Raw genomic sequence first — 26,404 nt, forward strand, 5'->3', positions numbered from 1 at the left:
AACACCCCGGCCCCGCCGGCATGCAACCGAACTCGTCGGCATGTTCAACGCCGGAGTCGTGCCCGCGACATGGGCATCGGGAATGCCGCTCAACAAATGGGCGCTGGCCCGCAGTGAACGCCTCTGGCGGCACATCTCCGTTCGCTACCCACCCGGCTGGACCGGTGCCGGCGCGCCGCTGCTGGTCCGGGCCCGCTACCGCAAGGAGCCACACGACCCGCCGTACAAGGTGCGCCCTCGGTACGAGCTGCGAGTGAGCCAGGAAGAGCAGCAGGCAACGTCCGCCCCCACGGAACAGAAGACGCTCTTCTGAACGGCCACGGCCCGGAACGCAGCGATCCCCGCCAGCCCCGGGAAGAAGGTGGTTTAATTTCATCGTCGCGGTCGGAGCGGGCAACCTCCGGCCAAAACCCCGGCCCGCCTGGTGGCCGGGCCTCCAAACAGAAGTGACGGCCAGCGCACAAGGGCAACAAGGCGCTGGCCGTCGTGTTCTCTCACCAGAAAGAACCCCTCCATGCTAAGCGACCACGACGCCGCTCGTCCCCAGCCCGGCGACCTCGCCCACCTCAAGGCGGGTAACAGCATCGGCGCCGGACCGGACGACCTCTTCGTCATCGTCGACGACGTCCCGCCCCGCGGCGAACGCCTCGTACTCAACCGCCCGGACGGCCACCCGGACCGAGACGACTGGGCCGCAGCCCTCGTCCCGGCCGACATCGCCACCCTCATCCGGATCACCCCCGAAGGCACCCGCACCTGGGCGCCAGCCCCTGACCCCGAGGCCAGCTCATGAAACCGCCGGCCCCTGCCGACCCCGAGCACGGACAGGAGAACGCCTTGCACCGCGACAACGGCCGCACGCTCTACTCGCGCGCCGACCTCCAGGAGGTACACCAGCTCAGCGAATCGACCCTTCAGAACCTCTGGACCGACCGGGAGAACAACGGCCACCCTGACGCCGAGATCATCGATGGCGTCATGCACTGGGACGACGCCGAGTGGGCCCTCTGGTACCGGGAGCTCCAGCGGCAGCGCGCCGCCGCCGTCACCAAGAACCCACCGGACCTCGCCGGCGACCCGGAAGAAGAAGTCGGCCCGGCCGGGGCCGCCCGCATCTGCGGCTACGCCGACACCTCCACCGTCTCCCACAACGTCAAGAACCCGCCCGAGGGCTGGCCGGCGCCGTCCAGCTACGACCTGCTGCCCAGCGGACGCCAGCGGCCCAAGTGGAAGCGGTGGGAGCTGTGGCGGTACGTCGCGGAGCGCAAGGGCCGCGGGCACGCCGGCGGCCGTCCGAAGGGCCGGCGCGGGCTGGCGTACCCGTACCAGGGAGACGAACGGCTCTCCCTCGCTCGCCAGGCTCTGAAGGAGAACCCCGGGGCGACGAACGCAGAGCTGATCACGCAGCTCCAGGGACAGACGGAGCGGACGTACTCGCGTCCCGTCTGGAACCTGATCCTGAAGTCCGCCCGCGAGCACCCCGAGGAGTGAGCATGCCCGAGACACGCTGCCCCCGCTGCGGCGGCCCGCTCGGCGACCGGCCGGCACGTTCCCGCTTGACTACCGTCCGCGAGGTGTCCATCTGCACCTCATGCGGTACGGAGGAAGCCGTACGGCAGGCAGATGGGAAGTCTCCCGTGCCGTTCGGGGAGTGGCCCATCGGGAACTGAAAGGCAGCGGAACGCCCCGCCCCCTAGCGAGCTGGGGTGCGGGGCGTTCTCGTCGCGTACGGCTGCCCGCCTCATGCCAGCGTGTCTGTCCGACCGACGCACGCGATACGAAGCATCCGCAGCCGTGCGATGACCTGCCGGTGCACACTGTCGTCCGCTCCATCTGCGCGGAGCGCGCGGTAGACCAGGTGGTGCAACTCCGTGATCGTTGCTGCGGGCAGAACGAAGACACCGGAGATGCTGAGGCCCGTGTCGATCTTGTGCGAGAGCGTGCGGCGGAGGTTGCCCCACGCCTCCTCGACCGGTTGCTTTTCCTCCGGTGCAGCGCGGAATTTCTCCAACTCCAGGATCAGCTTGTGGGCGTGCTGGTCGAGGGCGGCGCACAGGCGGCGCACGCGGACGAACACCTTCAGCGAGGCGCCGAGAACACCCAACGTCACGGTGGCCATGACCCCGACGAATACCGTGCTGTACGGGCTGTTCGTCCGGACGTGCTGCAACAGCAGGAGAACACCGACGAGGCCGCACGTATGGACCGCGACCCGCAGGGGTGCGGCGCGGCGAAGCCGCCCAGGGAGCCGCTCATACGCCCAGCTCGAAGGCTCGACGCCGGAGCCATACAGGGAGTGGTACGCCCACACGAGGAACAGCAGCACCGTCGCCATGACGCGGTCGGACGGAGCCAGCAACAAGGCCACGGAGAGCACGAACACGGCGGTAAGGGCGACGTAGGCAACCAGCGGTGCGGCGGTTATCCGTTGTTGGGCCTTTCGAGGTAGCTCCTCGATCATCGGCCGCAGCAGCCAAGAGGCCGCGATGCTGGCGACGACGCCGAACCCGAGGCTGCAACTGAGCAGGGTGAGGCTGGTTGTCCCTGTGAGCACCACGGTGAACTGGAACGTGATGGTGACCACGATCAGGGCGCACGCCCAGGCAGCCTGCCAGGTCGTGGAATGATCGCGTATCCATTGCGCTCCCCGTCGCGTGGCCGTAGCCGGATCGAGGGCGATAACGCGCTGGTTTGACCGGTTCATCGTGCTCCCCGTGGTGCTTGGCTCCTCGCTGCCTTCTCGCATAAGGCCTCGGGCTACCGCTAACGCCAGCCGGCCCGTGGCCCAGCAGCCAGGTAACAGTCCTAGTCAGGAAGCGCATCCTGCCAAAGTCCCCGGTCGACGCGAGAGGGGTGTCCGGTGCAGTCGGAGGCTGCGCCGCCGGGTGCGGGTGACCAGCATGGCGAAGAGTAAGTCTTCAGAGCGTGCGCCGATGTTGTGAAGTCCCACCTCGCGTTTTCGACGGGCGGTAGCTCGTCCCCACCGCTCCCGTACCCGCAGGTGTCCGCGGGTTCGGTTGTGGGCGGGGACGTTGTCGTGAGGCTTCACCCCTCGTGGCTTTATGTGTAAAGGGAGAGGACGAGGCGGCGGCACGGGCCGGGTGCCGCCGCCTCGGGGAACTGGACTACCCGGCCTGGTTCTTCGTGTGCTTGGGCAGGCAGAACATCAGGGCCCACAGCAGGGCCAGGAGGCTGCCGACCCACCACAGCACGGTGATGAACGCGTCGCGGTTGAGTGCGGCGTCAGGTGAGCCGTCGGTGGTGGCGAAGAACACCAGGGCGGTCAGCGCGGTGCCCAGGGCGATGCCCAGGTGCATCGCGGTGTTGAACAGGCCCGAGGCGGCGCCGGCGTTCTCGTGCGGGACCTTGGCCAGTGACAGGTCGGCGAGCGGGCCGCCGACCATGCCGAGGCCGAAGCCGATCAGTATCACCGGCGCGGTCATGCCCAGCAGGGTCAGCTCCGCCTGACCTGCGTGGATCTGGAGCCCGTAGGCGGCCATCGCAGCGATCGTGATGAGCGCCCCGGCCTGGGGAAGGCGGCGGGCGAAGCGCCCGGCGCTCTTCGCCGCGACCGTCGCACCGCCCAGCTCTCCGACGGAGAGCAGCACGAAGGCCAGCGCCGCGAGGACGGGGCTCATGCCCAGTCCGTGCTGGAGGTACAAGGTCCAGGTCATGAAGAACAGCCCGCACAGCAGGCCGTGCATCAGCTGCGCGGCCATGCCGCCGGAGAACTGCCGGCCCCGGAAGAGGGACAGCGGCACGAGGGGTGCGTTGTTCTGCTTGCGCTTCTGGTGGCGCAGGAAGACGCCGAGGACGAGGAGACCTGCGGCGAGCAGGGCGAAGCACCACAGCGGCCAGTGATGCAGGTGCCCCTCGGAGAGCGGGAAGACGATCAGGACGATGGCCAGTGCGGACAGCGCCATCCCGGTCAGGTCGGGCCGGTCGGCCTTCCGGGCGGTGGACTCGGGGATGAACTTGCGCCCCAGGAGGAACACGGCGAGGCCGACGGGCACGTTGACCAGGAAGATCGGCCGCCAGGACAGCCCGAACAGGTTCGCCTGGGTGAGCAGGCCGCCCATCACCGGGCCCAGGACGTTCGCGATGGACAGGACCGCCCCGTACAGGCCGAACGCCTTGCTGCGGCTGTGCCCCTCGAACGTGACATGGAGGGTGGCCAGGACCTGCGGAATCATCAGGGCCACTGCCACGCCTTGGAGCAGGCGGGCACCGATCAGCATGCCCGGCCCGGCAGCGAGGCCGCACAGCAGTGAGGCCGCGGTGAACACGACGGTGCCGATCAGGAGGAGCTTGCGCCTGCCGTAGAGGTCGCCGAGGCGTCCGCCGGTGATCAGCCCGATGGCGACGGGCAGGGAATAGCCGGTGGTCAGCCACTGCAAGGCCGCCGGTCCCGCGCCGGTCGACTCCTGGATCGCGGGCAGCGCGGTCAGGACGACCGACTGGTCGAGGAGGTTCAGGAGCTCGGCCCCCAAGAGCACCAAGAGGGCGATGCGGGCAGCCAGGGCCATTTTCGGGTGGTGTGGTGCTGGGTCGTCCGGGGACGAGGTGGTGTGCTGCGGCTCGTTGCCGAGCGCGGAGGAAGACAAGACGGAAAACTCCAGATCCAAAGGATCGGGGAGCCCTGCCGGCAGCCGCACCGGGTCCGGAAAGCACGAAACCCGGGGCAGACGGCAGAGCTGCACCCGGGAAGAAAACTGCGGGAAGGGTGACGCAACTCAGGCCAGCGCGACGTCCGCCCCCGGACACGTGCGACACATCAGCACGCGGGGAACGCGGACGGCTACATGGCCCGGTTAATAAGTCGTCACCTCAAGATCGACACAGAAGGAAGAGGAAATCCATCGCTGCCACCGATACCTCGGCACAGGAACTCTCTCACTGTACGACATCCCAGGCTCCCGACGCAAACCAGACGTCTGTGACAGCATCCGAGGCGCCCTGCCGCTCGCATCCGGCGCGGTGGCCGGCACCTACCACGCCGGTCGCTTCAGTGCGGCAGGTGAGGGTCTGTTCCTTCGAGTGCTCGGCGCTCCTTCGCGGCCTGTTCCTTCATCTGGTCGTCGGTGCGCGTGCTGTGCCAGATGGTGCCCTCCCACTTCACATACTGAAGTTCGCGGTCTCAGAGGAGGACCGGCTTGAGGTGGCCGTGGAAGAGGAGCGTACGGCCCTGGTCCCGGCGGCTGCGGCTGAACCACATCGCGCTCTTCTCGTGCCGGGCGAGCCGGTTCGCCGCGACGCCGGGGGGTGCCGCGGACACGGCCGGGTGTGTAGGTGGTCAGGGGGGCGGCCGGGTAGTTGCCAGGAGTCGGCGAGAGCCCAGTGCGCGATGGCGTCGCCACCGCGGTCGGGTGGGCTGTAGGGGTAGGTGACACGACCTGCGACCTCAGCGAGGAAGCGGGCCCGCTCGGCTTCGCTGCCGCCGGCCAGCCGACGCCAGTAGGGCGAGGCGATCAGCGGGGCGAGGGTGACGGCTTCGGGATAGACCGCGGCGAACAGCCGCGAGGTGCTGTAGTCGACGTACTCCTGCTTCTTCCGGTCGAAGGGGATCAGGAGGTGGAGGCGGTCGTCCCAGGTGTCCCAGGAGCCGAAGGGCTTCGGGCGTCCGTCCACGGACCAGATGTGCGCGCAGAGCATGAGGGCGGTCAGTACCGCGTCGTAGGTGGCGGCCCAGCCGTAGCGCCGCAGGAGAAGCATGTGGCGCCGCTGTGCGTCGATGATCTCCGGGAGCCGGGCGAGATCGACGGCGAGATGGTCGACGTCGGGCGGCCCGATCCAGGTGCCGTGCCGCAGGCAGACGTAGGTGTGGTGGGGCAGGAGCCGGACCACCTTGCCGCCGGGATGGCGGGCGTCGCAAAGGTGGCAGCCAGTCTGCGGCTGGTGGCGGAACATCTCCCAGTTCGGCGCCGGGTCGCGCAGTTCCGGCATCGCGCCGGCCAGGCCGTGGACGCTGCGGCCGGTCAGCGCGGCGAGCCGTTCGGGGACGACGACACGGCGCCCGGCCCCGGGATAGGCGGGCCGGGTCGGGCAGCGTGCGGATGAGCATCAGGCCGCGCGCCTCCGCCGCCTGGTCACCTTGGCCGAGGCGGGCCTGTCGTGCACCATGCGGCGGGCGCCGCCGCTGAGGCCAGCAATGTCACCGTCTCCGAAGCCCTGGCCCGGATGCGCGCCCACGCCTTCAGCCACTAACGGCTCCTCAAGGACGTCGCCCACGACATCCTCACCTGGCGGCTCCGTCTGGAGGAAGATCGCGACCCCCCTGGCTAGTCGCCTTCGTCCCGCCTCTGGCGGCCCACGACCGGCTAACCCCACCCCTCGCCGCAAGGTAATTCTTCAGCCCGCAAGATCCTCCGCAAGTGAAGCTTCAGTCCACAGACTTCGACGTGACAGGACACGAGTGACCGAGGCTCGCCCCGGTTGATCACGATCTGGGGTTCAGGCGCGATCAGTAGGAGGACGCCGAGTTGTTCTTGGCCCAGAGCTTCTCGGCGTCGGAGCCTGCCGGGGGCGGCACGAGCCCGTTGATCATCCAGAGGTCATCGCTGGTCTCGTCGATGTGGAACTCCCAGTGCAGCCCTGCGCTCCGTTCGAGATGGGGCTGCAGCATGCCCCTGATCCATTGGGCGGTCCGGCGCCGGCTCTGCTGGTCGGGGTTGCGGCGGGCGATGTGGTCGATGGTGATGCGGACCCCGGCCGGGGCGGGCTCCCCGCCGACGTAGAAATCCTCGGGCCGGGTCTCGCGGAAGAGGGTGACCACGTAGAACCTGGGCAAGCCGACCTGTTCGTAGTGGTCAGCGATGTGGGAGGCGAGTCGGTGCTTCTGCGCATCGGTGAAGGTTCCGGGTGTGTGATGAATGGTCCACAGCGGCATGGCGGTTACTCCTGGAAATGTCGGGACGGGGCGTCAACGGGCGGCCGAGAACGCCAGGCCTTCCACGGGGCCGGACAGTGCCGCCTTGGCGGCGGCCGAGGCATCGTCCGCGAGCACCTCCGTGGCCTCGGCCTCCAGGCCGTCGACGATCCGCGCGGCCACCTCGGCCGGCGTCGCCTTCGGCAGTTCGAAGGCGGAGGTCATCCCGGTGTCGATGAACCCTGCGTGGACGCCGACGACCTGGGTGTTCTGGTGCCCCAATTCGAGTCGGAGCGAGTTCGTGACGGACCACGCCGCCGCCTTGGACGCCCCGTAGGCGCCGCTGCCGGCCAGCCAGGACAGCACGGAGTGCATGTTCACCAGTGCGCCCCCGCCGTTCGCGGCCAGGATCGGTGCGAACGCTCGTGCCACCCGCAGCAGCCCGAAGACGTTGACGTCGAACGTCGCGGTGACGCGTTCGAAGTCACCCGTGAGCAGTGGAGCCGGCAGCAGGACTCCAGCGTTGTTGAACACGATCTCGGCATCGGCGGCGGCCTCCGTGAGAGCGGCGGCCGACGCCGCCGAGCGGACCTCCAGTTCGGCGGTAACCACCTCCGGGCGGTTGTCGGTGTACGGCGAGCGCGCGGTCGCGTACACCTTGCGCGCCCCGCGTGCCAGCACCTCGTCCACCAGCGCCGCGCCGAGCCCCCGCCGGCCCCCGGTCACCACAACCACCCTGCCTGCTACTGCAACCACAGCATCTCCCACCTGGATAACGAGAACGTTAGCGAGATGGAAGCACGTCCCGCTGGATAACGCAATCGTTAGTTACAATGGCGGGGTGGTGATGAACTTCGAGGAGCGGCTGCACGACCGGGACGCGTGGTCGGTCGGTGACGGATGCTCGGCGGGGCGGGTGCTGGACCTGCTCAGCACCAAGACGGTGTTCCTGGTGGTCCGCGAATGCTTCTACGGCACCACCAGGTTCGAGGATTTCGTGGAGCGGATCGGGGCCTCGGCGCCCGCGGTGTCACGCGCACTCAAACAGCTCAAGGCCGCACAGATCGTCGCACCCGTTCGCTACCGGGAACCGGGGAGGCGGGCCCGCGACGAGTACCGGCTGACCGAGGCCGGCGAGGACCTGCTGCCGGTGTTCCTGTCGCTGATGCAGTGGGGCGACAAGTACCTACAGGACGACTGCCCGCCCCTGACGTTCGTCGAGGCCGACACCGGCCGTCCGGTGCGGGTTGGCGTAAGCGCCGACCCGGCGCCGGAGGCGGCGTCCGACGACATCGAGATTCGGCTGAACCCCGCCTGGCGGCGCGGCTGAACCGGGCCGCCCGGCGAACAGACCGATCCCCGCCCGCTGTCCACCGATCGGTGGACACAGGACCGCCCCCTTGGTTGTACTACCGCGCCTTCGCAGCTGGAAATCTGGAGGCATGGGAGAAACAGCAATACGGGTGCGGGGCTTGTGCAAGAAGTACGGTGACCACGTCGCCGTCAACCACCTCGACCTTGACATCCGACGGGGCGAGGTCTTCGGCATCCTCGGGCCGAACGGTGCGGGCAAGAGCACCACCGTGGAGATCCTGGAAGGCCACCGCAGCCGCGACCGCGGTGAGGTGGAGGTGCTCGGGGAGGACCCGGGGCGCGCCTCGCGGCGGTGGAAGTCCCGTATCGGGATCGTCTGGCAGAACGAGGTCGTCACCGGCGAGCTGACGGTCGCCGAGACCGTACGGCACTACGCCCGGTACTTCCCCGACCCGCGCGGCCACGAAGAGATCATCCACCTCGTCGGGCTCTCCGACGAGGCAGGCGCCCGGGTCAGTGAGCTCTCCGGAGGCCAGCGACGCCGGGTGGACGTGGCCATCGGTGTCATCGGCCGCCCCGAGCTACTGTTCCTGGACGAGCCGACCACCGGATTCGACCCGGCGGCCCGGCGGCAGTTCTGGCACCTGATCCGGTCGCTCGCCAACGACGGCACGACCATCGTGCTCACCTCCCACTACCTCGACGAAGTAGAGGCTCTCGCCGACCGGCTGGCCGTCGTCGTCAAGGGCAAGGTCGTCGCCGAGGGCGACCCCGCCACCCTCGGCGGGCGCGCCCGCGCACGGGCAACCGTGTCCTGGCTCGCCCCGGAGGGGCCGAGGGAGTGCCACACGGACACGCCCACCAGCGTCATCCACGAGCTTGCGGCGCAGTTCACCGGCGAGGTCCCGGAGCTGGCGGTCAGCCGCCCCACTCTCGAAGACATGTACCTCGGCCTCATCAAGGAGCAGGAGGCATGACACAGACTCTCGTGGGCGACCCAGCAGCCAACCGGCCGCACCCCGTCGGCGGGGGCGGCAAGCTGCCTGGCGCTTTCCGGCTCGGGCTGCTCCGCGGCGGCCTGGAGATCAAGCAGTTCTTCCGGGCCAAGGATGCGGTCGCGTTCACCTTCGCCCTGCCGGTCGTCATGATGGCAATGTTCGCCTCGATCTTCCACGACAAGATCCAGGGCGCAGGGATCACCGTCTCGCAGCTGTATGTCGCCGCCATGCTCGGCGCAGGCCTGATGTCGACCAGCTTCCAGTCCATCGGTATCGGCATCGCCACCGAACGAGACGAGGGAAACCTGCGCAGGCTGCGGGCCATGCCCATGCCGCGCAGCTCGTACTTCCTCGGCAAGCTGTGGCTGGTCCTGGTGACCGGTGTGGCGGAAACCACACTGCTGCTCGCCGTCGGCGTCGCCGCTTTCGACATGGAGCTGCCCACGGCACCGGGCAAGTGGCTGACTTTCAGCTGGGTGCTGCTCCTGGGCCTGATCGCCTGCGCGCTGCTGGGCATCGCGATGAGCAGCGTGCCGCGCGACGCGAAGAGCGCCACACCGATCCTGATCCTGCCTTTCCTCATCCTCCAGTTCATCTCCGGCGTTTACATCTCCATCAACAGCATGTCCGGCTGGATGCTCAAGGCCGGCTCGTTCTTCCCGCTGAAGTGGATGTGCCAGGGTTTCCGTGCGGTCTTCCTGCCCGACCAGGCGAAGGTGCTGGAGCAGGCAGGAGACTGGGAGCTCGGCCGGGTCGCCCTCGTCCTGGGCGCTTGGTGCATCGGAGGATTGGTACTTTGCCTGACAACGTTCCGCTGGAAGAGCCGGCGCCACGGATGACCGTGCCCTCAGCGGCCCCGCAGCCAGGCGTCCGCGCCCCGCACGCGTGGCAGCAGAACGCCTGGATGTGGGACATTCACTTCGCGGTGGCGCTGCTGGCGGCGGAACTCTTCGTCGTCTTCTCGCACGGACCGCAGCCGTGGGTCTCACTGCTGGACGGCTGGCTGCTGTTGTCCGCCCCGCTGTACGTGGCCGTCGGGCGGCCCGCCCTCCTCCACGACCCGGAGAACTCCCCGCGCGCCCTCGCCTTCGGTACCGGGATGGCCGTGCTCTACACGCCCGCGGCGATCGTCGCTCAGGAGGCGTCCGTCGCCATGGTCGCCCTGGCACCGCTGTCTTACCTGCTGCTGTCCCGCTTCCGGGCGATGACCTTCCTGCTGGTGTACAACTTCGCCCCGGCCCTCGGCTGGGCGGTCCTATGGTGGGACGAGCCGGGGCACTTCCTGCGCGCCATGCTGATCGCCGCCGCCGTCGCCGGGTCCTCGCTGACCATCGGCGGGTGGGTGGAGAGCATCGCCGCGCAGAGCTCCGAGCGCGCGAACCTGGTCCGCCGGCTCGAGGACAGCCGGAACGAAGTGGCCCGGCTCTCCGTCGCGCACGGCGCCTTGCTGGAGCGTGAGCGGCTCGCCCGCGAGATCCACGACACTCTCGCCCAGGGCTTCACCAGCCTCGTGATGCTCTGCCAGGCGCTGGAGGGCGAGCCGGACCACACCACCGAACGGGCCCGCCGCTACGTCGATCTGATGCAGCGGACCGCCCGTGAGAACCTCGCCGAGTCCCGCTCCCTGGTCGCCTCCCTCACCCCTGCTCAGCTGGACAGCAACTCCCTGGACGAGGCCGTAAGCCGCCTCGGCGAGCGACTGGCCGAGGAACTGGGTATCACCGTGGACATCCGGGTCACCGGCACTCCGCGCACCCTGCCGCCCGCCGTCGAAGTGGTGGCCCTGCGCGCCTCTCAGGAGGCCCTGTCCAACGTCCGCAAGCACGCCGACGCCTCACACGTCGAGCTTGCCCTGACCTACACCCCCACCAGCCTGGAGCTCACGGTGCGGGACAACGGGCGCGGCTTCTCACCCACCGCATCAGCCACGGGCTACGGCCTGCCCGGCATGCGCGCCCGGGTCATGGAGATCGGCGGTACAACACGGCTGACCAGCGCTCCCGGCGAGGGAACCCGGCTCACCGTACGGCTGACCGCGGTCCCCTGTCCCGACAAGGCCCACGTCTGCCCCGCACCGTTCCAGGAGACCAACCGATGATCCGCATCCTGCTCGTTGACGACCATCCTGTGGTGCGGGAGGGACTGTGCGGCATGCTCGACGTCCAGCCCGACCTGGAGGTGGTCGGCAGCGCGTCGTCGGGGCCCGAGGGCGTCGCGCTGTGCGCGCGCTTGAAGCCCGACCTCGTGCTGATGGACCTGAAGATGCCCGGCGGCGACGGCGTGGAGGCCACCCGGCAGATCCTCGCCGCGGACTCCGGCACCCGCGTCGTGGTGCTCACCACGTACGAGACGGACCGCGACATCCTACGCGCCGTCGAAGCAGGAGCCGCCGGTTACCTTCTCAAGGACGCCTCCAGCCGCGACCTCGCCGACTCCGCCCGAGCCGCTGTACGGGGCGAGACCGTGCTCGCCCCCACAGTGGCGGCGGCGCTCGTTTCCAAGCTGCGCGGTGGCGAGCCGGAGCGGCCCCAGCTGTCACAGCGGGAGCTGGAGGTCCTGCGGCTGGTGTCCGAGGGATGTACCAACTCCGAGGTCGGCCGCCGCCTGTTCATCGGCGAGAGCACCGTCAAGACCCATCTGATGAGAAGCTTCGGCAAACTCGGGGTCTCCGACCGTACCGCCGCGGTCGCCCGTGCGATGCAACTCCGGCTGCTGCCGACGGAATGACCGGGCGGCGGGCGCTCACGCCCCCGCGCCCGCCGCCCGGCCGCTGACCGCTCGCCTCGGCCTCGCCAGCCCCCGGGCTTCAGGAAGAAGCGGCGCACAGCGGCGTTCGTGGCCAAAACCCGGATGCCGGATTCCCGGTGACCGGGAACATCTGCTCGGCCCTGCGCCGCATGAGAGCCTGCCTGACCGGCTTCGTATCCACGTGCTCCACCGCCCCTGATCTCTCCAGTGGGCCCTGCGGCGTGAACGCGCGGGGTCAGCCGTATTCGGGGGCCTTCGGGCCCAGTTGTCGGGTGCTGGCGAGGCGGTAGGGATCGGTGCCGGTATCGCTGGTGTCGCCGCCGAAGGTGAGGCGGCCGACGATGGCAGCGCACAGTCGCGGATCGGTGAAGGTCTTGGTCGGTGGCACCGCCGTTCGCCACCAGGAAAGCGCGGTGGAATAGGGCCACCCGTCGGTGCGTTGCCGGGCATTGATCACGTATATGCGCTGCACCGACAAGGAATCACCATGAGCCAGTTGCCTCTTGATGCTGAAACCCGCCACGACGGGCGCCTCGAAGGGCGCACGGTCGTCCTGATCGGCGGTGGTTCGGGCATCGGGCTGAGGGTCGCGCATCATGCGGCCGCAGCCGGCGCTCGCGTCGTCCTGGGAGGCCGCACTCCCGCGCGCCTGGCCGCCGCGGCGGAGCGGGTGGGTGACTCGGCGACCTGGCGGACCGTGGACGTCACAGACGGCGCCTCGCTCACGGCGTTTTTCGCGGAACTCGACCGCGTGGACCACCTGTTCACCTCCGCCGCCTCCTACCAGGTGGGCCCGATGCTGGAGCTGAGCGACGAGGCGGCGGCGAGCCCGTTCGCCTCCAAGTTCTGGGGGCAGTACCACGCCGTGCGATGTGCCGCGCCCAAGCTGTCGGCGGATGGCTCCGTGGTACTGATGTCCGGTGCCGCGGGCGCCCGGCCCCCGGCGCCCGCACCCGCCTATGCCGCGTGCAACGCGGCGATCGAAGGACTCGGGCGAGGGCTGGCCCTCGAACTCGCACCGGTCCGCGTCAACGTCGTCTCGCCCGGCACCATCGACGGCAATCTCTGGGCGCAGCGTCCGGCCGCGGACCGTGAAAAAGCCTTCGCGCAGTACCGCAGGGACACGGTCCTGCACCGGCTGGGCACCGAGGACGACATCGCCCACGCTGTGATGTTCCTGTTCACCAATGGCTTCACGACCGGTTCCACCCTCTATCCCGACGGCGGCTACACCCTGCGGTGATCCCATCCGCGGGCCGGCGGATCGCGCCCCGGGCGTTCCGGCCTCGCGTTCCTCCGGATCGGCCGCCACGATCTCTTCTCCGAACCAAGGGAGGGGTCTTCGTTCGGTGGAGCTGAGAACTGCGGGAACAGTGTGGAATCGGGCCGAGGCGGGTCCTCCGGACGCGTCGAGGGCCGTGTTCCGCGCCTGGTAAGGGCTGCACGCTGAGCGGCGGGCAGTGGAAGTCGTACAACGACGGCAAGACCGTCGACAGCCCGTCGAAGCTGGACATCGATCATGTGGTTCCTCTGGCTGAGGCGTGAGATTCCGGGGCCTCGAAGTGGACGGCCAAGCGCCGTGAGACCTACGCCAACGACCTGACGGCCGAGCGCGGGCTGGTGGCGGTCAGCTCCGGACCGAACCGAACCGCGCCAAGGGCGACAAAGGCCCGGCCGAGTGGCTGCCGCCCGCCAACCGCCCCTTCGCCGTGCGTGGCCTCCACCGTTTTGATCACGCGGCGGATCAGCCGGGACCGTGTGCCGGTCGAGACGTGCGTCTCGCTGTCGAGGACTTCGCGGATCGCGGCGACCAGCCGGGCGTCCGCCCGGCCCGTGGCCTCCCACCGGCGCATCGTGCGCTGATCGACCAGCCCCCAAAGCCCCTGCTTGAGGTAGCGCGACCGCTTGCCCTCCACCGTCCGCAGGCTCACCCCCAGCTCGGCCGCCTTCGCCTGCATCCGCTCGGTCAGCGACCGCGTCGCCGGGTCGTACTCGCCCCGCGGCGCCGTGCCGGGCTCGGCGCCGGGCGGCAGCCCGGTCTCCACCTCCACCACGTGCCGCTGTCACCGTTCCGCCGCCTTCCGGGCAGGCTCCGGCAGCGTCTCCAGCAGCCCGAACGGCTCCAGCTCCGGTCACCGCGAAGTCCGGCGCCGCCATCAGATAGGAGGCCAGCACCACCGACTCCGCCCCGCCGGCCGACCGCGGCCGCACCGCCGTCCCCGCCAGCGCCACCACCTGGTGCTCGCCGCCGTCGCAGGTGACCCAGCTGCCCGGCCGCAGCACCGAGCCCCCGCCCGCGGTCACCGACTCGCCCTCAGGCAGACCAGCGAGCCGCTGTGCAGTGGCATGGAGATGTCCACCGTCAGCTCGTGCGACCACAACAGGTGGAACAGCGCCGGCGGCACCGCCAGCGGCTCACCGGCCGCCGCGGCGCCGTCCATCAGCGGCAGCGGTTCGGCGAACACCTCCCGCAGCTGCGCGGCGGCCGCCTCCGCCCGGTCCCGGGGTGCCGGTAGCCCGCTGGCCACCGAACGTTGCGGACCACGACCGCATCCGGGGCGCCCAACAGCCGGAACTCCCACCCCACCTCGGCGCAGGCCGCCCCGGTCGCCTCGAACTTCGCCACATCCCGCGGCCGGCGCCGCTCGGCCGGGCGGCAGTCGACGACCACACCCGTCCCGTTCTCGCGCCGGGCGAAGTAGTCCGGCGCGTGCGAGAGAGGCCGTCCGTTCGCCGCCGACCAGAACAGCCAGAACGGCTGGGAGGAGATCCCCACCACCGCCGGGTCGAAGTCCAGCAGCATGACGTGGTCGCGCTCCAGCCAGGGCTCGTACCCGATGTGCTGGCCCGTCGTCGCCGACCACCACAGGCCCGGCAGATTGCGTTGCCGGCGGTACGACGCGAAGACGCGCACCGGGGCAACGTGCTCGAACGACACCGCCCACGCATCCGCCAGAGGGCGCCGCAACTCCGTCCCGTCCGGAGCGATGTACGCGACCTCGAACCCGGCCGCCGACGGCCCGGCACAACCGCCCGGCAGAACCTCTAACGCATGGACCACGACCAGCTAACCCCGCCCCTGTCCGCAAGGTAACTCTTCAGTCCGCAAGATCTCCCGCAAAGTGAAGCTTCAATCCGCAGCCTTCACCGTCACAGGACACAGGAGCCTCGTCCGTCTCCCTCCGCACCAACGGACGATCTTTCATAGGAGGACCAAGGTATCGTCACTTCGTGACGATACAATCAGCCAAGACGACCGAAACTGACCGATTCTGAGCGGAGGGTAAGCGGGCCGGTGGGGTGGGTGACGATGATCGGCCCGTTGGACGGGCAGGTCGAGTACCGCCTGACCGGGGGCCACGGCTGCGGCAAGACCACCACCGTTGACGCATCCCCGCTCGTCTCCGCCGTCGAGGCCAAAGCCGAAGAAGCCGGAACCACCGTCGCCGCCCTCCTCGGTTCCACCGAAGCGAAGAAGGCGTTCTACCGGGCCCGTACCCAGCTGCGCAACGCCAAGAAGGCCCGGTTCACCGGCTTCGACGCCGTCGAGGTGGCCGCCGCGGCAGGGCTCGAAGCGCGCGATCTGTACGACGCTGACGTTCTCCCTGCCCCAGCCACCGACGGTCAGGTGGACTACCACCTCGATGCCAGCGAGCGCCCCCTGACGTGGATCGGGAACGGCCTGACCGAGTTCGGCATAGCCCCCGGCAGCGTGCTCGCGCCCGAACAGTTCCAGTCCGCCCGCCGGCTCATGCGTGGCGAGGACCCGCGCACCGGCCAGACCCTGGTGGAACCGAAGCTGGCGATCGCCCCGGCGGCGAAACTCAGCGCCGCTCCACTGGTCAGGGCTGTCCGCCGGACCGCCGCTGCACGCGGCGTGAAGCCGGAAGCGCTGCTCGACTCGCAGCGCAAGAAGGCCGCCTTCGGCTCGATGGAGCGGCAGCTCACCCGGTTCGGAGAGGCCCACAAGGCCCCCGCCTCCACCCTGCTCAAACTGGCTACTGCTGTCGGCGTCAATGCTGTCGAGCTGTACGGCGAAGAGGCGCTGGAGGAGGCCCTTGCCGCCGAGACCGGCGGTCGGCTCGACGCCCGCGCGCTCCTGCACGCCATCGACACCAAGGCCCGCGAAACAGCACAGCAACCCGCGGACCTCTTCACCTCCGCCTCCATGAAGCGGCGCTACCTCCAGACCGAGGCCGAAGGCGGCCGACGGCTGCGCGATCTTCCCATGGCCGTCCGCGAGGCGGTTGCCATGGCCAAGGCCGCAGGGCTTGACCCCGAAGAGGTCTGGGACGCAGAAGAGATCAAGGCGGCCCTGCGCGAGGGACGCGTCGAGGTCGGCAACCGGGGCGCCGATGCCACCTTGGATTTGGGCAAATCCAAGAGCGTCTTCCTCGCCTACGCACCCCCGGAGATGGCCCGCGAGGTCGAGTCCGTCTACACCTCGTGCGGGCGAGAGGCCATCGACGCCTTGGAACGCTGGACCGCGTACGGGATGCGCGGCCGGCACGGCGACGGCGAAGAAGCCCGCACGATCGAGACGAGCGGCTTTGCCGGATGGATGATGGTCCACCGCGCGGCCCGGCCGGTCGGCGGTGCCCCCTACGGTGACCCCCACTTCCACTTGCACTTCACCCTGGCCAACATGGTCAAGGGCACCGACGGGCAGTGGTCCACCGTGGCCGCGGGAGGCCGTGACCTGCACCGTCACGCCCGCGCGACACAGTCCCTGATGAACGCCCGCATCCGCCGCGAGCTCGCTGACCGCTACGGCCTTCGCTTCCGACGCGAAGAGCGCACCGGCGCCTGGGAGATCGCCGCCATCCCCGAGGCCACGATCAAGCTGTTCAGCAAGCGTGACAGCCAGGTCCGCGAGCTGCTGACCAAGCTCGGCCTCGACTACGACAGCGCCACGCTCCGCGAGCGGACCGCCGCTTCCGCCGCCTCGAAGGCCGCCAAGAACGGCGAGGCCGCCGGTGTCGAGGACGATGTCCTGCGCGCGTACTGGCAGGCCGAGGGGCGGGCCGCCGGAGACGACCCCGAGGCCATCACCACCGGCGCCATCCACGACGACGCGCAGGGCCCGAATCCCGACCTGGACGAGCTGTGCCGCACCGTCTTCGACCCGAAGAAGGGCCTGACCAGCCACTCCAAAGAGTTCACCCACGCCGCCGCCATCGCGGCCGTACTCGACGCCCTTCCGTACGGCATCGGCACCCTGGACGAGGCCGAGCAGCTGACGACCGACGTGCTTCGTCACGCCGGATACGCGGTCGAGCTCAACCCCAAGGGCGCCCAGCACTACACGCACGCCACCCGGTACACGACCGCGGACATCGTCGCCGCCGAAACGCTGATCGTCACCGAGACCACACGGCGCCTGGACGAACAGGCCGCCGTCGTCCGCACCGACACGGTCGAGATGACCGTGTCCGCTGTCGAAGCGCAACAGGGCTTCGCGTTCTCCGACGAGCAGCGCGCCGTACTGGAGCGGCTGCTGACCGCCGGCCACGGTGTTGATGCGGTGATCGGTGTCGCTGGTGCGGGCAAGACGACGATCATGGATGCCGCCCGGCAGGCGTGGGAAGCACAAGGACTCGTCATCGCAGGCGCCTGCACGGCGGCCGTCGCCGCAGCCAATCTGAAGGCCGAGGCCGGTATCCCGTCCCGCACCGTCGCCTCCTGGCTCACCGGTGTTCGCACCGGCGGGCGGGGACTGGCCGGCGTGGACGTCCTGGTCGTGGACGAAGCCGCGATGTGCGATGACCGCGACATCGCCGAACTCCTCGCACACGCCGCGACGACCGGTACCAAGGTCGTGGGCATCGGCGACCCCAAGCAGCTGCACTCGCCCGGCGTCGGCGGCCACTTCGCCGCCGTCCACCACCTCGTCGGCGGGCTCACCCTCACGGAGAACTTCCGGCAAAAGGACGCCATCGAACGCCGCGCGCTCCAGCTGTGGCGGGACGACCGCCGCATGGAATCGCTCCGCACCTTCGCCGGCACCGGCCGCGTACACGCGCTCGCCGACAAGGACGAGACCCTCGCCGCGATGCTCACCGTCTGGGCCGACAAGCGCGCCGCGCACACCGACGACCACACGGCCGTGCAGCAGCTGCTCATGCTCGCAGCGACCAACGAGATCGTGGACGAACTCAATCTCGGCGCCCGCGCGCTGCGAAAAGCCCAGGGTGCCCTTACCGGCCCGGAACACACCTACGCCCTCCCCGGCGGGCACGAACTCGTCCTGTCCGTCGGCGACCAGGTCCTCCTACGCGCGAACGACTACCGGGCCAAGCAGAGCCGAGGCGAGCACGAGGACGTGCTGAACGGCTACCGCGGGATCGTCCGCGCCGTCGACGAGCGGCAACGGGTCCTGGTGGAGTGGCGCGAGAAGACCGCCGACGGACACCGTGACGTCGCTGAGTGGATCAGCGCCGACTACATCGCGGAGGGCGGCCTGAGCCTCGGCTACGCGATCACCGGACACAAGAGCCAGGGGCTCAGCGTTCAGGAAGCCCTGGTCTACGGGCCCGGCGCGCAGGCCAACGCGCTCTACACCATGCTGTCCAGGGACAAGAAGGAGTCACACCTCTTCCTCCCGATGTCGGTGTACGAGACCGACGCCGACCAGGCCCGCAACGGCGCGCCGTCCACAGAACAAGAACGTCTGGACCGTGCTGTGGCCGGCCTGATCCGCGAGGTCGAAACCGGCACCGAAGAGCGCATGATCCTCACGGAGCTTCCCGAGCACGCCGTCCCCGCCGACCTGCGCGAAACGGTGGCGACACTGCCGACACCACGAGCCCCCGGGTACGGGACGACCACAGCCGAAGAGACGACGCACGACGCCGCGGGGGAAGCGGAAGCGCAACCGACGACGGCCCCTCCCGCCAACGGCACAGAAGCGGCCCGCACCATGCCCACCTCGAACGAGCAGCGCCCATACGGCCACCTCAGCGACGACGCACTACGCGCCGCCATCCGGAAGGCAGCCGCAGCCACTCGCGCCACGCGCCGCACCGCCGACGAGGCGGAAACGAGCGCTGACCGCGCTGAGCAGCAGGCGGCGGCAGGTAGCGGTCCCAACGTCCTGGCCCTGCGACGGGAACACGACGACCTGACCGCCCGCGCCGACGCCATCACGAAGCTGAGGGCCGTAGCCGCCGCCGTTGACCGTCTTTCGCAGGAGCAAGGAGACGTCACTCAGCGCCTTCAGCAAGTCGAGCAGGACCTGACGAACGTTGGCCGATTCGGACGCCCGGTTCTGCGCGGAACAGGCCGGACACGGGCCGAGGACGAGCGCGACGCGCTACGCGACCAGAGCAGCAAGCACGCCCGCGAGCTCGCCGCTCTCCGGGAGCAACTCGAAGGGCTGACGACTGCGGCCGGCCCTGTCGAAGAGCATGAGGAGGTCCTGCACGACCTCTCCTCCATGAAGGAGAACGAGCCGGAGCTGATGAGCCGTGCGCAGTCCGCGGACAACCAACGTGCGCGCGACCTCCGCCGTACAGCGGTCAAGGCGCGGACGACGGCCCGGAGCGCGGAACACCGCGAAAGCGGCCTTCGTCAGGAACGTGACCGTCGAAGTGGTGCCTCAGCGGACGAGCACGAGCAGCACACCACACCTGCGGGCGACACCCCGCGGACTCGGGCTCGGGCGAACAGGTCTCCGTACGCCGACCCCTACGGCTCGGACGCGGTGGAGACCGATCAGGCGGAGAGCGTTGCTCAGGGAACTGGCCCCCTCGCTCCGTAACGCTTCTTCCGCATCGCCACGCCTCCGCCCCCCGTGAACTCCGACTTCCGCGGGGCGCCTTCTCGGTCGGTGCGCGCCGTTCGGTGCTGACCGGAGAACACCGCGCTGGCGACCTCCTCCAGCATCTTGAAGAGAGCTGACGGTTCTTCCGTCCGGCGTCGGGTCATACGGGCAAGGGCCAGCAAGGGCCGTCAGCATCTGTGAGCCAGACGTACTGGTCATCCGGTGTGGCGGTCATCCCGAAGGCTGTGATGTCGGGGGCGCCTTCCTTCTGCCACGTCATGATGGCGTCTTCGACCTGGTCCCACAGGCGCAGGGGGCCGTGCTGATGGACGGCCGTGTCCGGGGCGCCGCTTTCGGTCCAGGCTTGTGAGCCGGTGGCTACGTCCACGAGGACGTAGCTGTCGCCGACAGTGACGAGTTCGGCGGAGGGCGCGGCGAGCTGTGCGACGAAGCGGCCGGTCGGGTCGGTGAGGAGGCTGGGTGGGATGCGGGTGGGCCGGGTGTCGCCGGGGTGGCGGTAGAGGGTGGGGCGGGGTGGGCGTTCGTGGGGGCGGGCGAGCATGTACGAGACGGTGTCGCCGCCGGCCAGGAAGCGGCCGTGGGCGTCTCCGTTCTCGTCGAGGGTGAGGCGGATCATGCCGGAGGCGAGCATCCAGCCGCTGAGGGTGCAGGTGATGCTGCCGTTGTCGGTGATCTGGTACAGCCAGGAGCGGGGGATGGAGCGGATGGAGCAGGTGGCCACGATGGCGTCGTATTCGGCTGCGTCCTGGTGCCCGCGCAGGCCGTCCGCTTGGACGAGAGTGGGGGCGAAGCCGGCCTTACTCAGGTGGGTGGCGGCGCGACGGGCGACGTCGGTGTCGTACTCGACGCTGACGACGTGGTCTTGGCCGAGTTGATGGCACAGGAGCGCGGTCGAGTAGCCGGTGCCCGTGCCGACCTCCAGGACTTTGTCGCCGGGGCGCAGCCCGGTGGTGTGAAGGGTGCGCACGACCAGGGAGGGCTTGGTGCCGGAGGAGGTGGGTGCGCCGGTCAGCGGGGCTTGGGCGTCGGCGGCGTCGGTGCCGTCGACCTGGGTGACCCAGGTCTGGTCGGTGTAGACCATGCGCAGCCATTGCTCCTCACCGAGCTGGGCGCGGTGGGCAGGTTCCCAGCCGGCCGCGGTGGGGCGGTAGGTGGAGTGGTCCACGAACAGTTCGCGGGGAACCGCGGCGAGCGCCGCGGCCCACGCCGGATCGAGGGACGGGTTCTTGGCGGCGACCTGCTCGGCGAGGGCGCTGCGCAGTGTGGCGGCGAGGTCAGTCACGGTGCTTCCCCTGCGTGCTGAAGGTGGTCGGCCAGGGCGGCGGCGATCTTCTCGGTGATGGTCTCCCCGCAGAATGCCCACTGGCCGTTCGGGTTGCATTCGTACATCCATGGCCGTTCGTCGGCGTCGAGGCCGAAGTCGAAGGCGCCGAAGACCAGGCCGAAGGCGTCCATGTAGGCGCGCACGCCCTTGACGAGTTCGGGTGGGGTGTCGATGGGGGTGTAGGTGAGCTTGTCGTAGTGGCGGCGCCAGTCCTGGCCCGGGGCGCCGTCGATGCGTACGGTGAACAGCTGCTCCCCGACGACGGTCAGGCGCAGGTCGGCGACGGAGTCGATGCGTTGCTGGAACAGGTGCGCGGTGTGGGACACGCCATCGTGCAGTTCGTCGGGGGCAACGTTCTCCACCCAGACGGTCAGTGGGCGGTCGTCGGGTGCGGTGAAGTCGGTGTGGCGCAGCGGTTTGTAGATCACTGGGCCGTACTCGCGGGCGAACTGCTGCGCTTCGGGCGGTTCGTTGGTAATGAGGGTGGGCGGCACGGACAGGCCGCACCGGATGGCGGTGGAGAGCTGGACGGGCTTGTACTCGGCGTCGCGGTTGCGCCAGGGGTGGTTGACGTAGTGGGCGCCGGGCAGGGAGGCGAGCACCCCGCCGAGGCCGTAGCGGGCCTGGTCGATGCACCACGTCCGGGCCTGCCCGACCAACCCCGCGGGCGCGGTGTACGGGCGGGGCCGGCGCCAGTACACCGACCGCACCCGCTCCAGTGCCACCTTCCGGGACGCGGTGCGCAGACGCCCGCTGAGCCCGTCGTCGTCCAATCGGGCGCTGAGGGTTGCCGTCTCGGGAAAGTCGCCGGGGTCGAGGCGGATGACCGGCACGCTCCGCCGGTTGAGATGGTCGATCACCACATCGGCGGTCACATCATCGAGCCGGGTGACGACGAGGACCGGTAACTGCCTGCCGGTCAATCCTCGTCCCCCTCCTGGTCGTGCCCCTGGTCGGGCTGGGAGTCGAGGTTCGTGGTGGTGTTCGTCTCCTTGGATGTCTCCGACTTCTTGTGCCGGTCCAGCGTAGGCAGTTCGCTGCCGTCCGCCTCCATCCACCGGACGGTCTGTGTCTTCTCGTCCAGCTCCAGACGGGAGGGGGTGAAGGCCGTCGCGCTGTCGGGGTACGGCTTCATGCGGGAAAGCCCCCAAGGGGCCACGATGGGAACGCTCACGGTGCCTCCATGGTCATGCACGACACCAGGCGACTGGACCGCAGGCGCTTGCTCCGTCCTTGTGGCCTGTCGTCGTACTGCAACGCCAGCAGCATGGCGGGGTCGCGCTTGTTGGGACAGAGCACCCACACACTCGCAGCAGCTCGTAGAGAGCCGCACGCGCCCGCCGTGACATCTTGGCCACTACGCTGGGAGAGCACTAGGCCCCCTTCCGGCTGGAGTTCTGCATGGGGAAGCACCGACGCCCTGGGCCGCCGAACCAACCTCCCAAGACGACCCCGGCCGCGGAACGTGAAGGTGTTACGTACACGTACGATCGCCGCCGCCAGCCGCCCCCGGAAGGCCCACGGCGGCACCGCCCGGTTCATGACCACGGTGGTCACTTGTATCCCGACGAACCGCGCGTCCTGGAGGAGTGGACCGGCTTCCAGTACGTGATCGTCGGCACCACCGCTGACCTCGCCGCGGCCGCACAGTGGGTGCAGGAGTCGCCCGCCGGATGACGTGGCCGAGATCGTCCACCGCGGTGGCTGTGTTCACGAACACGTGAACACAGCCACCCTGGCGCTCGTGTTAGTCGAACGCGCGGGAGCGTACGCGGCGCACTCCCACCTAAGCGAACGGTAACGGCGCCGCCTAAGAGATCGATTTCTCCCGGTGTCTCATCCCTGGATGCCGGGCCCGATGTGTCTCACGGCATTCCAAGAGCGGCGGGCGATCAGCCATGGCCACCTGGAAGGGGATGCCCGGGCTCCGCATGCGCCGAACGGGCTTGTCGAACCGCCCGACTGTGGCCTGGATGCCCCTGACGAGAGGTTTCTCGTGGATACGGCGGTCGACCAGTACTTGCCACGTAAGGCCGTCATCGTCACTGACCTCGTAGCGGCCGGGCCGGCGGGGGGCCAGCTCGGCAACGGTTCGTGCGCGTTGCGCCGCGGCCATGTAGGCATCGGCGAGCGGCGGGAGAACGCCGCCGCTGTTCAGGTGCCGGGCATAGCCCCACACCACGTCTTCGCTCATCCTGACCGGCAGAGAGGAACTGAACGACAGCAGGTAGCGCCAGGGAACGATGCTGTCGGCCGGGGGCAGGGCTCCGCGTACCGGCGGGAGCCACAACTGTGCTCCTTGCGGCGGTGGATTCGCCGGAAGGCGGCAGGACGCCGCCGCGTGGCTGGTGCGGTACTCATAGGCGTGCAGCCCGGTTTGCCCCCACCACCATCTGGTGGCACAGGCCGCGGTTCTTGGAGCGGTCGCGCACGCAGTACAGCCCGCGCTCGGCCGAGTGCGTCCAGGTGCCGGCGACGATCAGGTGCATGGTGAGTGCCCGTAGCAGTCGGGCGCCGAACCAGGTGTCGATGCGGTGGATGCCGGCGAAGGTGCCCTTGATGGCGGGGGAGACGTACATGGTGTGCGGGGCCCGCAGCGCGGTCGCGGGAGCCTCGCACGGTTGCCAGGTCGTGCCCTTGAGCAGCCGCGATTGTGGGTTGAGGCGGTAGGTCACGCCGCACTGCCTGCCGCTTCATGACGGCCGGGTCGGCACGGGCGGATGACCTGGCCGTCGGGCAGCAGGTCTCCGGTGTCCTCGAAATGCAGGACGCCGTTGCACAACAGGCTCCAGCCCTGTTCCGGGTGGGATGCGATCAGGTGGGCGGCGTCCCGGTCGGTGGCGTCGGCCGTCGGGCAGGGCGGCTGGTGCTGGCACATGCGCAGTCCTTTCACGACGCGGTGACGGCCGTTACATCAGGCCGTGCCGGTTGGGGTCCGTGCAGTGGCCCTTGGTGGTGCCGCAGCCGATGCAGCCGTGGCCGGCTCCCAGGTCCAGGTCCAGGTCCAGGTCCTGGTCCTCGTCCTTGTTCTGGCTGTCCTGGTCGCTGGTGTTCTGCTCGGGCATCGTGGTCCTCGGTGTGGTGGTGTACGGGGAAGTGGATGCCGCTCGGTGGGCCAGGGAGGATCGCTCCGGCGCACCGAGCGACGGCTTCAGGCCGCCCGGCCAGTGCGGGTGGGGACGGCCGGGCCGGCGCCGGCCGCGGTCTCGTCCAGGAGGCGGTGCTGCTCGCAGATGCGCATCGCGTCGATGCGGTCCTCGGCCCCCAGCTTGCTGAGCAGCTGCGCTATGCGGAATTTGACCTGGTCGTGGGACTGGCCGGTCCGCTCGGCGATTTCGGTCAGCGTCAGGCCGGCAGCCGCGTCTTGCAGCAGGCGCCGCTCACCGCCGTCCAGCGTGGGGGCTTCGCCTTCGGCCGGGCCGGGGTCGATGTGCCGGTCGCGGAAGGCGACGCGGGCCAGGGCCGCGCGGTGTCCGTTGACGCCGAGTTTGCGGCGCAGCGAGACCAGGTAGGTGCGCACGCTCGTCGGGGCCAGGAACAGCGCCTCGGCGATCTCTTTGTTCTTCTTGCCCTGCGCGACCAGGATGAGCAGCTGCTTCTCCCGCGGGGTGACGTGCGCGGGGTTGGGGGTTGTCATCGGCTTCTTCTCCTTCGGGAACGTCCGGCGTCAGCCCGTGCCGGGACGGGCTCCGGCGTCAGTCCGTGCCGGGACGGGCTCCGGGGGCTTGCCGGTGGTGGGGGAGGGGTGCGGTGACCAGGCCGATTCGACGGTGCAGCCGGTCAGGGTGGCCACGAGCTGGGATGCCAGCACCCAGCGCACGTCCGGGGCGTCGTAGAGCCGGATCACCTTCGTGGCGGGGACGGGCAGCGGCCGGCCGGGGCGGTAGAGCCGTCCGAGGATGCCGTCGAGGAGCGGTTCGCGTACGCGCACGGTGACCCAGTTGTCCCTTAGGTGCGGGCACCGCTCGGTGACCTCTTCGACGCAATTGCCGCGGCAGACGGGCGGGTGGACGGTCAGCTCGCCGTCCGGCCAGTCCGGCCGGTCGGCGCGGCCGTCTTCCAGCAGCCACCTGATGCCCTGCTCGTTGCGGTCGGCCGGCTGGCGGCACACCTGGCAGCGCAGGCGCCGCATCGCGTACCGCTGGCGCACCGAGTGCACCTTGGCAAACAGCGGGCTGCCGGCGCCCTGGTTGACCTGGCGCCGGACCCACAGCACACCGTGCCGGTCCCGGTCGTGCAGCTGCTCGTCCGCGAAGGCGATCCCGTCCCCGCCCCGGGTGGGGATGACGGGGGCGGGGAGCTCATGCTCGGCGCTCCAGCGGCTGACGTACGGGACCAGGCCCGGCGGCCAGGGGACGCCGGTGGTGGGTTCTGCTGGTGCGGTTACGGGGATGGTCATGGCGGGCTCGTTCTCTTGTGTCCATGGAGGAGTACGGGGCTGGGGGCGAGCAGGCTCACGGGCCGACGCGGCGCAGCCACGCCTCGGGCTGCTGGATCTCTTCGGCGGTCGGCACCAGGCACAGCTCGTGCCAGACCTTGTTGAACCGCGCCACGTCACCGACACCGGCCACGGCCGCGGCAACGAACCGGGCCCCGACGTCGCGCGGGTCCAGGGCCGGGCTAGACGGTTCCGGCGGGGCGGGGGTGTGCCGCTGCGCGCGGCGGATGTCCTCGCGCAGGAGCCGCTGGTGCAGCCGGTAGCGCCACGAGCTGCGCAGCTGGTCCGTGGACGGCAGAGCGCCGAACACCTCAGCCGTGTAGTGGCGTTCGGCCCATTCGGCGTGGCCCTCTAACAGGACGGGCACCGCACGGTCGTCGAAGGCGTAGCGGCGCACCGACAGGCGGGGCGGGACGACAGCGCCCTGGCTGGCCAGGATCTGCCCGTGGTGGACGCACTCGTGCACCAAGAGCCGGTGCAGGGCGGTGCGCTCGCGTCGGAACCCGGTGTGGTGCAGGGCCCGCGGCGCGATGAGCGTCTGCGGCTGGCCGTCCGGACCGGTCAGCGTCATGCCCTCCTGCAACGGCCAGGTCAGCGCCGTCCTCCTGCGCCAGGACTCCACCTTGTGCGCGGCCTCCAGCCGCTCACGCTCGTAGACCTCGGAGCCGGCGAACGCCTGCTGAATGCCGCGCTCGACGTAGGCCACCACCTCCTTTCGCCAGGTGCGGGGCGTCACCAGGCGGAAGACGACCGTGGGCGTGGTCAGGCCGGTGATCTCCTCCAGCCGCGGTGCCGCCTCGGCCAGCATCTGCCGGGCCTGCCAGGCCAGCCGGCGCGCCCGGCCGGTCTCGTCACGAACCTCCACCTCGATGCCGCTCACGACGCACCATCCGGAGTGTGGAGGGGCTCAGGGGCGGTGGCAGGCAGGGGCGCG

29 protein-coding genes and 1 pseudogene are annotated in these 26,404 nt (G+C 69.8%); 12 read left to right on the forward strand and 18 right to left on the reverse strand.

Annotation, left to right across the window (positions count from 1 at the left end; all coding sequences use genetic code 11):
* The 3 genes from ACH4FX_RS40815 to ACH4FX_RS40825 all read left to right on the forward strand — a co-directional run.
* The coding region (locus tag ACH4FX_RS40815) for a DUF6349 family protein (RefSeq protein ID WP_398486718.1) at nucleotides 1-313 on the forward strand (313 nt) is incomplete at its 5' end.
* Between the two features lie 201 nt (nucleotides 314-514).
* Nucleotides 515-793 (forward strand): DUF6211 family protein, encoded by a 279-nt coding sequence (locus ACH4FX_RS40820; protein ID WP_398486719.1) that lies wholly within the window; start codon nucleotides 515-517, stop codon nucleotides 791-793.
* Between the two features lie 44 nt (nucleotides 794-837).
* Nucleotides 838-1,491: a hypothetical protein gene (locus ACH4FX_RS40825; protein WP_398486721.1), complete on the forward strand. Its 654-nt coding sequence runs from the start codon at nucleotides 838-840 to the stop codon at nucleotides 1,489-1,491.
* A 250-nt stretch (nucleotides 1,492-1,741) separates the two neighbouring features.
* On the opposite strand, the gene ACH4FX_RS40830 is transcribed toward ACH4FX_RS40825, so the two are convergent.
* The 5 genes from ACH4FX_RS40830 to ACH4FX_RS40850 all read right to left on the reverse strand — a co-directional run bounded on the left by ACH4FX_RS40830 (nucleotide 1,742) and on the right by ACH4FX_RS40850 (nucleotide 7,633).
* On the reverse strand, nucleotides 1,742-2,704 hold the full coding sequence (locus ACH4FX_RS40830; protein WP_398486723.1) for a hypothetical protein: 963 nt from the start codon (nucleotides 2,702-2,704) through the stop codon (nucleotides 1,742-1,744).
* A gap of 421 nt (nucleotides 2,705-3,125) precedes the next feature.
* Entirely contained in the window at nucleotides 3,126-4,604 is a 1,479-nt protein-coding gene (locus tag ACH4FX_RS40835; protein ID WP_398486725.1) for an MFS transporter, read from the reverse strand.
* Nucleotides 4,605-5,115: 511 nt separating this feature from the next.
* Nucleotides 5,116-5,943: a hypothetical protein gene (locus ACH4FX_RS40840; protein WP_398486727.1), complete on the reverse strand. Its 828-nt coding sequence runs from the start codon at nucleotides 5,941-5,943 to the stop codon at nucleotides 5,116-5,118.
* A 517-nt stretch (nucleotides 5,944-6,460) separates the two neighbouring features.
* On the reverse strand, nucleotides 6,461-6,886 hold the full coding sequence (locus ACH4FX_RS40845) for a tautomerase family protein (RefSeq protein WP_398486729.1): 426 nt from the start codon (nucleotides 6,884-6,886) through the stop codon (nucleotides 6,461-6,463).
* Between the two features lie 33 nt (nucleotides 6,887-6,919).
* Nucleotides 6,920-7,633 carry an SDR family oxidoreductase gene (locus ACH4FX_RS40850; protein ID WP_398486731.1) on the reverse strand — a complete coding sequence of 238 codons (714 nt, stop codon included), beginning with the start codon at nucleotides 7,631-7,633 and terminating at the stop codon, nucleotides 6,920-6,922.
* A 79-nt stretch (nucleotides 7,634-7,712) separates the two neighbouring features.
* Here ACH4FX_RS40850 and ACH4FX_RS40855 point away from each other — a divergent pair, with 79 nt between their 5' ends.
* From ACH4FX_RS40855 to ACH4FX_RS40875, 5 genes are all read left to right on the forward strand, one after another.
* Nucleotides 7,713-8,195, forward strand: coding sequence for a winged helix-turn-helix transcriptional regulator (locus ACH4FX_RS40855; protein ID WP_398486807.1), 483 nt, complete (start codon nucleotides 7,713-7,715; stop codon nucleotides 8,193-8,195).
* Nucleotides 8,196-8,307: 112 nt separating this feature from the next.
* A complete protein-coding gene (locus tag ACH4FX_RS40860; RefSeq protein WP_398486733.1) occupies nucleotides 8,308-9,156 on the forward strand; it encodes an ABC transporter ATP-binding protein in 849 nt (282 codons plus the stop codon).
* Nucleotides 9,153-10,016, forward strand: coding sequence for an ABC transporter permease (locus tag ACH4FX_RS40865; protein WP_398486735.1), 864 nt, complete (start codon nucleotides 9,153-9,155; stop codon nucleotides 10,014-10,016). The genes ACH4FX_RS40860 and ACH4FX_RS40865 overlap by 4 nt, the downstream gene beginning before the upstream one ends.
* Nucleotides 10,013-11,275: a sensor histidine kinase gene (locus tag ACH4FX_RS40870; protein ID WP_398486737.1), complete on the forward strand. Its 1,263-nt coding sequence runs from the start codon at nucleotides 10,013-10,015 to the stop codon at nucleotides 11,273-11,275. The genes ACH4FX_RS40865 and ACH4FX_RS40870 overlap by 4 nt, the downstream gene beginning before the upstream one ends.
* The gene (locus ACH4FX_RS40875; RefSeq protein WP_398486739.1) at nucleotides 11,272-11,904 is read left to right on the forward strand and encodes a response regulator; all 633 of its coding nucleotides are present in this window, start codon (nucleotides 11,272-11,274) and stop codon (nucleotides 11,902-11,904) included. Before ACH4FX_RS40870 ends, ACH4FX_RS40875 begins: the two co-directional genes overlap by 4 nt.
* 256 nt (nucleotides 11,905-12,160) lie before the next feature.
* Here ACH4FX_RS40875 and ACH4FX_RS40880 read toward each other — a convergent pair whose 3' ends face one another.
* The gene (locus ACH4FX_RS40880; protein ID WP_398486809.1) at nucleotides 12,161-12,403 is read right to left on the reverse strand and encodes a hypothetical protein; all 243 of its coding nucleotides are present in this window, start codon (nucleotides 12,401-12,403) and stop codon (nucleotides 12,161-12,163) included.
* A 9-nt stretch (nucleotides 12,404-12,412) separates the two neighbouring features.
* Here ACH4FX_RS40880 and ACH4FX_RS40885 point away from each other — a divergent pair, with 9 nt between their 5' ends.
* Together ACH4FX_RS40885 and ACH4FX_RS40890 are read left to right on the forward strand one after the other, a co-directional pair.
* The gene (locus ACH4FX_RS40885; RefSeq protein WP_398486741.1) at nucleotides 12,413-13,168 is read left to right on the forward strand and encodes an SDR family oxidoreductase; all 756 of its coding nucleotides are present in this window, start codon (nucleotides 12,413-12,415) and stop codon (nucleotides 13,166-13,168) included.
* Between the two features lie 188 nt (nucleotides 13,169-13,356).
* Nucleotides 13,357-13,619, forward strand: a pseudogene (locus ACH4FX_RS40890) (DUF1524 domain-containing protein); the annotation flags it as partial.
* Nucleotides 13,620-14,225: 606 nt separating this feature from the next.
* On the opposite strand, the gene ACH4FX_RS40895 reads toward ACH4FX_RS40890, so the two are convergent.
* Both ACH4FX_RS40895 and ACH4FX_RS40900 read right to left on the reverse strand, forming a co-directional pair.
* On the reverse strand, nucleotides 14,226-14,390 hold the full coding sequence (locus tag ACH4FX_RS40895) for a hypothetical protein (RefSeq protein WP_398486743.1): 165 nt from the start codon (nucleotides 14,388-14,390) through the stop codon (nucleotides 14,226-14,228).
* Nucleotides 14,366-14,839 carry a TnsA-like heteromeric transposase endonuclease subunit gene (locus ACH4FX_RS40900; protein WP_398486745.1) on the reverse strand — a complete coding sequence of 158 codons (474 nt, stop codon included), beginning with the start codon at nucleotides 14,837-14,839 and terminating at the stop codon, nucleotides 14,366-14,368. The genes ACH4FX_RS40895 and ACH4FX_RS40900 overlap by 25 nt, the downstream gene beginning before the upstream one ends.
* Nucleotides 14,840-15,235: 396 nt before the next feature.
* Between ACH4FX_RS40900 and mobF the strand changes: the two genes are divergently transcribed.
* Nucleotides 15,236-19,684: a MobF family relaxase gene (gene mobF, locus ACH4FX_RS40905; RefSeq protein ID WP_398486747.1), complete on the forward strand. Its 4,449-nt coding sequence runs from the start codon at nucleotides 15,236-15,238 to the stop codon at nucleotides 19,682-19,684.
* A 163-nt stretch (nucleotides 19,685-19,847) separates the two neighbouring features.
* Here mobF and tgmC read toward each other — a convergent pair whose 3' ends face one another.
* From tgmC to tgmA, 3 genes are read right to left on the reverse strand one after another with little or no spacing between them, the layout of a single operon-like run.
* A complete protein-coding gene (gene tgmC, locus ACH4FX_RS40910; protein WP_398486749.1) occupies nucleotides 19,848-20,990 on the reverse strand; it encodes an ATP-grasp peptide maturase system methyltransferase in 1,143 nt (380 codons plus the stop codon).
* The gene (gene tgmB / locus ACH4FX_RS40915; RefSeq protein WP_398486750.1) at nucleotides 20,987-21,955 is read right to left on the reverse strand and encodes an ATP-grasp ribosomal peptide maturase; all 969 of its coding nucleotides are present in this window, start codon (nucleotides 21,953-21,955) and stop codon (nucleotides 20,987-20,989) included. The genes tgmC and tgmB overlap by 4 nt, the downstream gene beginning before the upstream one ends.
* Nucleotides 21,952-22,206 carry a putative ATP-grasp-modified RiPP gene (gene tgmA / locus ACH4FX_RS40920; protein ID WP_398486752.1) on the reverse strand — a complete coding sequence of 85 codons (255 nt, stop codon included), beginning with the start codon at nucleotides 22,204-22,206 and terminating at the stop codon, nucleotides 21,952-21,954. Before tgmA ends, tgmB begins: the two co-directional genes overlap by 4 nt.
* 227 nt (nucleotides 22,207-22,433) lie before the next feature.
* Here tgmA and ACH4FX_RS40925 point away from each other — a divergent pair, with 227 nt between their 5' ends.
* Nucleotides 22,434-22,709: a DUF6087 family protein gene (locus ACH4FX_RS40925; RefSeq protein WP_398486754.1), complete on the forward strand. Its 276-nt coding sequence runs from the start codon at nucleotides 22,434-22,436 to the stop codon at nucleotides 22,707-22,709.
* A 133-nt stretch (nucleotides 22,710-22,842) separates the two neighbouring features.
* On the opposite strand, the gene ACH4FX_RS40930 is transcribed toward ACH4FX_RS40925, so the two are convergent.
* The 7 genes from ACH4FX_RS40930 to ACH4FX_RS40960 form a co-directional block, all read right to left on the reverse strand.
* Nucleotides 22,843-23,322 (reverse strand): hypothetical protein, encoded by a 480-nt coding sequence (locus ACH4FX_RS40930; protein ID WP_398486756.1) that lies wholly within the window; start codon nucleotides 23,320-23,322, stop codon nucleotides 22,843-22,845.
* Between the two features lie 67 nt (nucleotides 23,323-23,389).
* Nucleotides 23,390-23,707: a hypothetical protein gene (locus tag ACH4FX_RS40935; RefSeq protein WP_398486758.1), complete on the reverse strand. Its 318-nt coding sequence runs from the start codon at nucleotides 23,705-23,707 to the stop codon at nucleotides 23,390-23,392.
* The gene (locus tag ACH4FX_RS40940) at nucleotides 23,704-23,910 is read right to left on the reverse strand and encodes a DUF5999 family protein (RefSeq protein ID WP_398486760.1); all 207 of its coding nucleotides are present in this window, start codon (nucleotides 23,908-23,910) and stop codon (nucleotides 23,704-23,706) included. Before ACH4FX_RS40940 ends, ACH4FX_RS40935 begins: the two co-directional genes overlap by 4 nt.
* A gap of 31 nt (nucleotides 23,911-23,941) precedes the next feature.
* Nucleotides 23,942-24,097, reverse strand: coding sequence for a hypothetical protein (locus ACH4FX_RS40945; protein WP_398486761.1), 156 nt, complete (start codon nucleotides 24,095-24,097; stop codon nucleotides 23,942-23,944).
* Between the two features lie 86 nt (nucleotides 24,098-24,183).
* Nucleotides 24,184-24,669 carry a LuxR C-terminal-related transcriptional regulator gene (locus ACH4FX_RS40950; protein ID WP_398486763.1) on the reverse strand — a complete coding sequence of 162 codons (486 nt, stop codon included), beginning with the start codon at nucleotides 24,667-24,669 and terminating at the stop codon, nucleotides 24,184-24,186.
* 30 nt (nucleotides 24,670-24,699) lie between these two features.
* Entirely contained in the window at nucleotides 24,700-25,431 is a 732-nt protein-coding gene (locus ACH4FX_RS40955; protein ID WP_398486765.1) for a hypothetical protein, read from the reverse strand.
* Between the two features lie 55 nt (nucleotides 25,432-25,486).
* Complete coding sequence (locus ACH4FX_RS40960; RefSeq protein WP_398486767.1) at nucleotides 25,487-26,350, reverse strand: hypothetical protein; 864 nt, start codon at nucleotides 26,348-26,350, stop codon at nucleotides 25,487-25,489.
* Nucleotides 26,351-26,404 lie beyond the last annotated feature (54 nt).

The organism is Streptomyces sp. NPDC018019, from assembly GCF_044327805.1.
Taxonomy (GTDB): Bacteria; Actinomycetota; Actinomycetes; order Streptomycetales; family Streptomycetaceae; genus Streptomyces.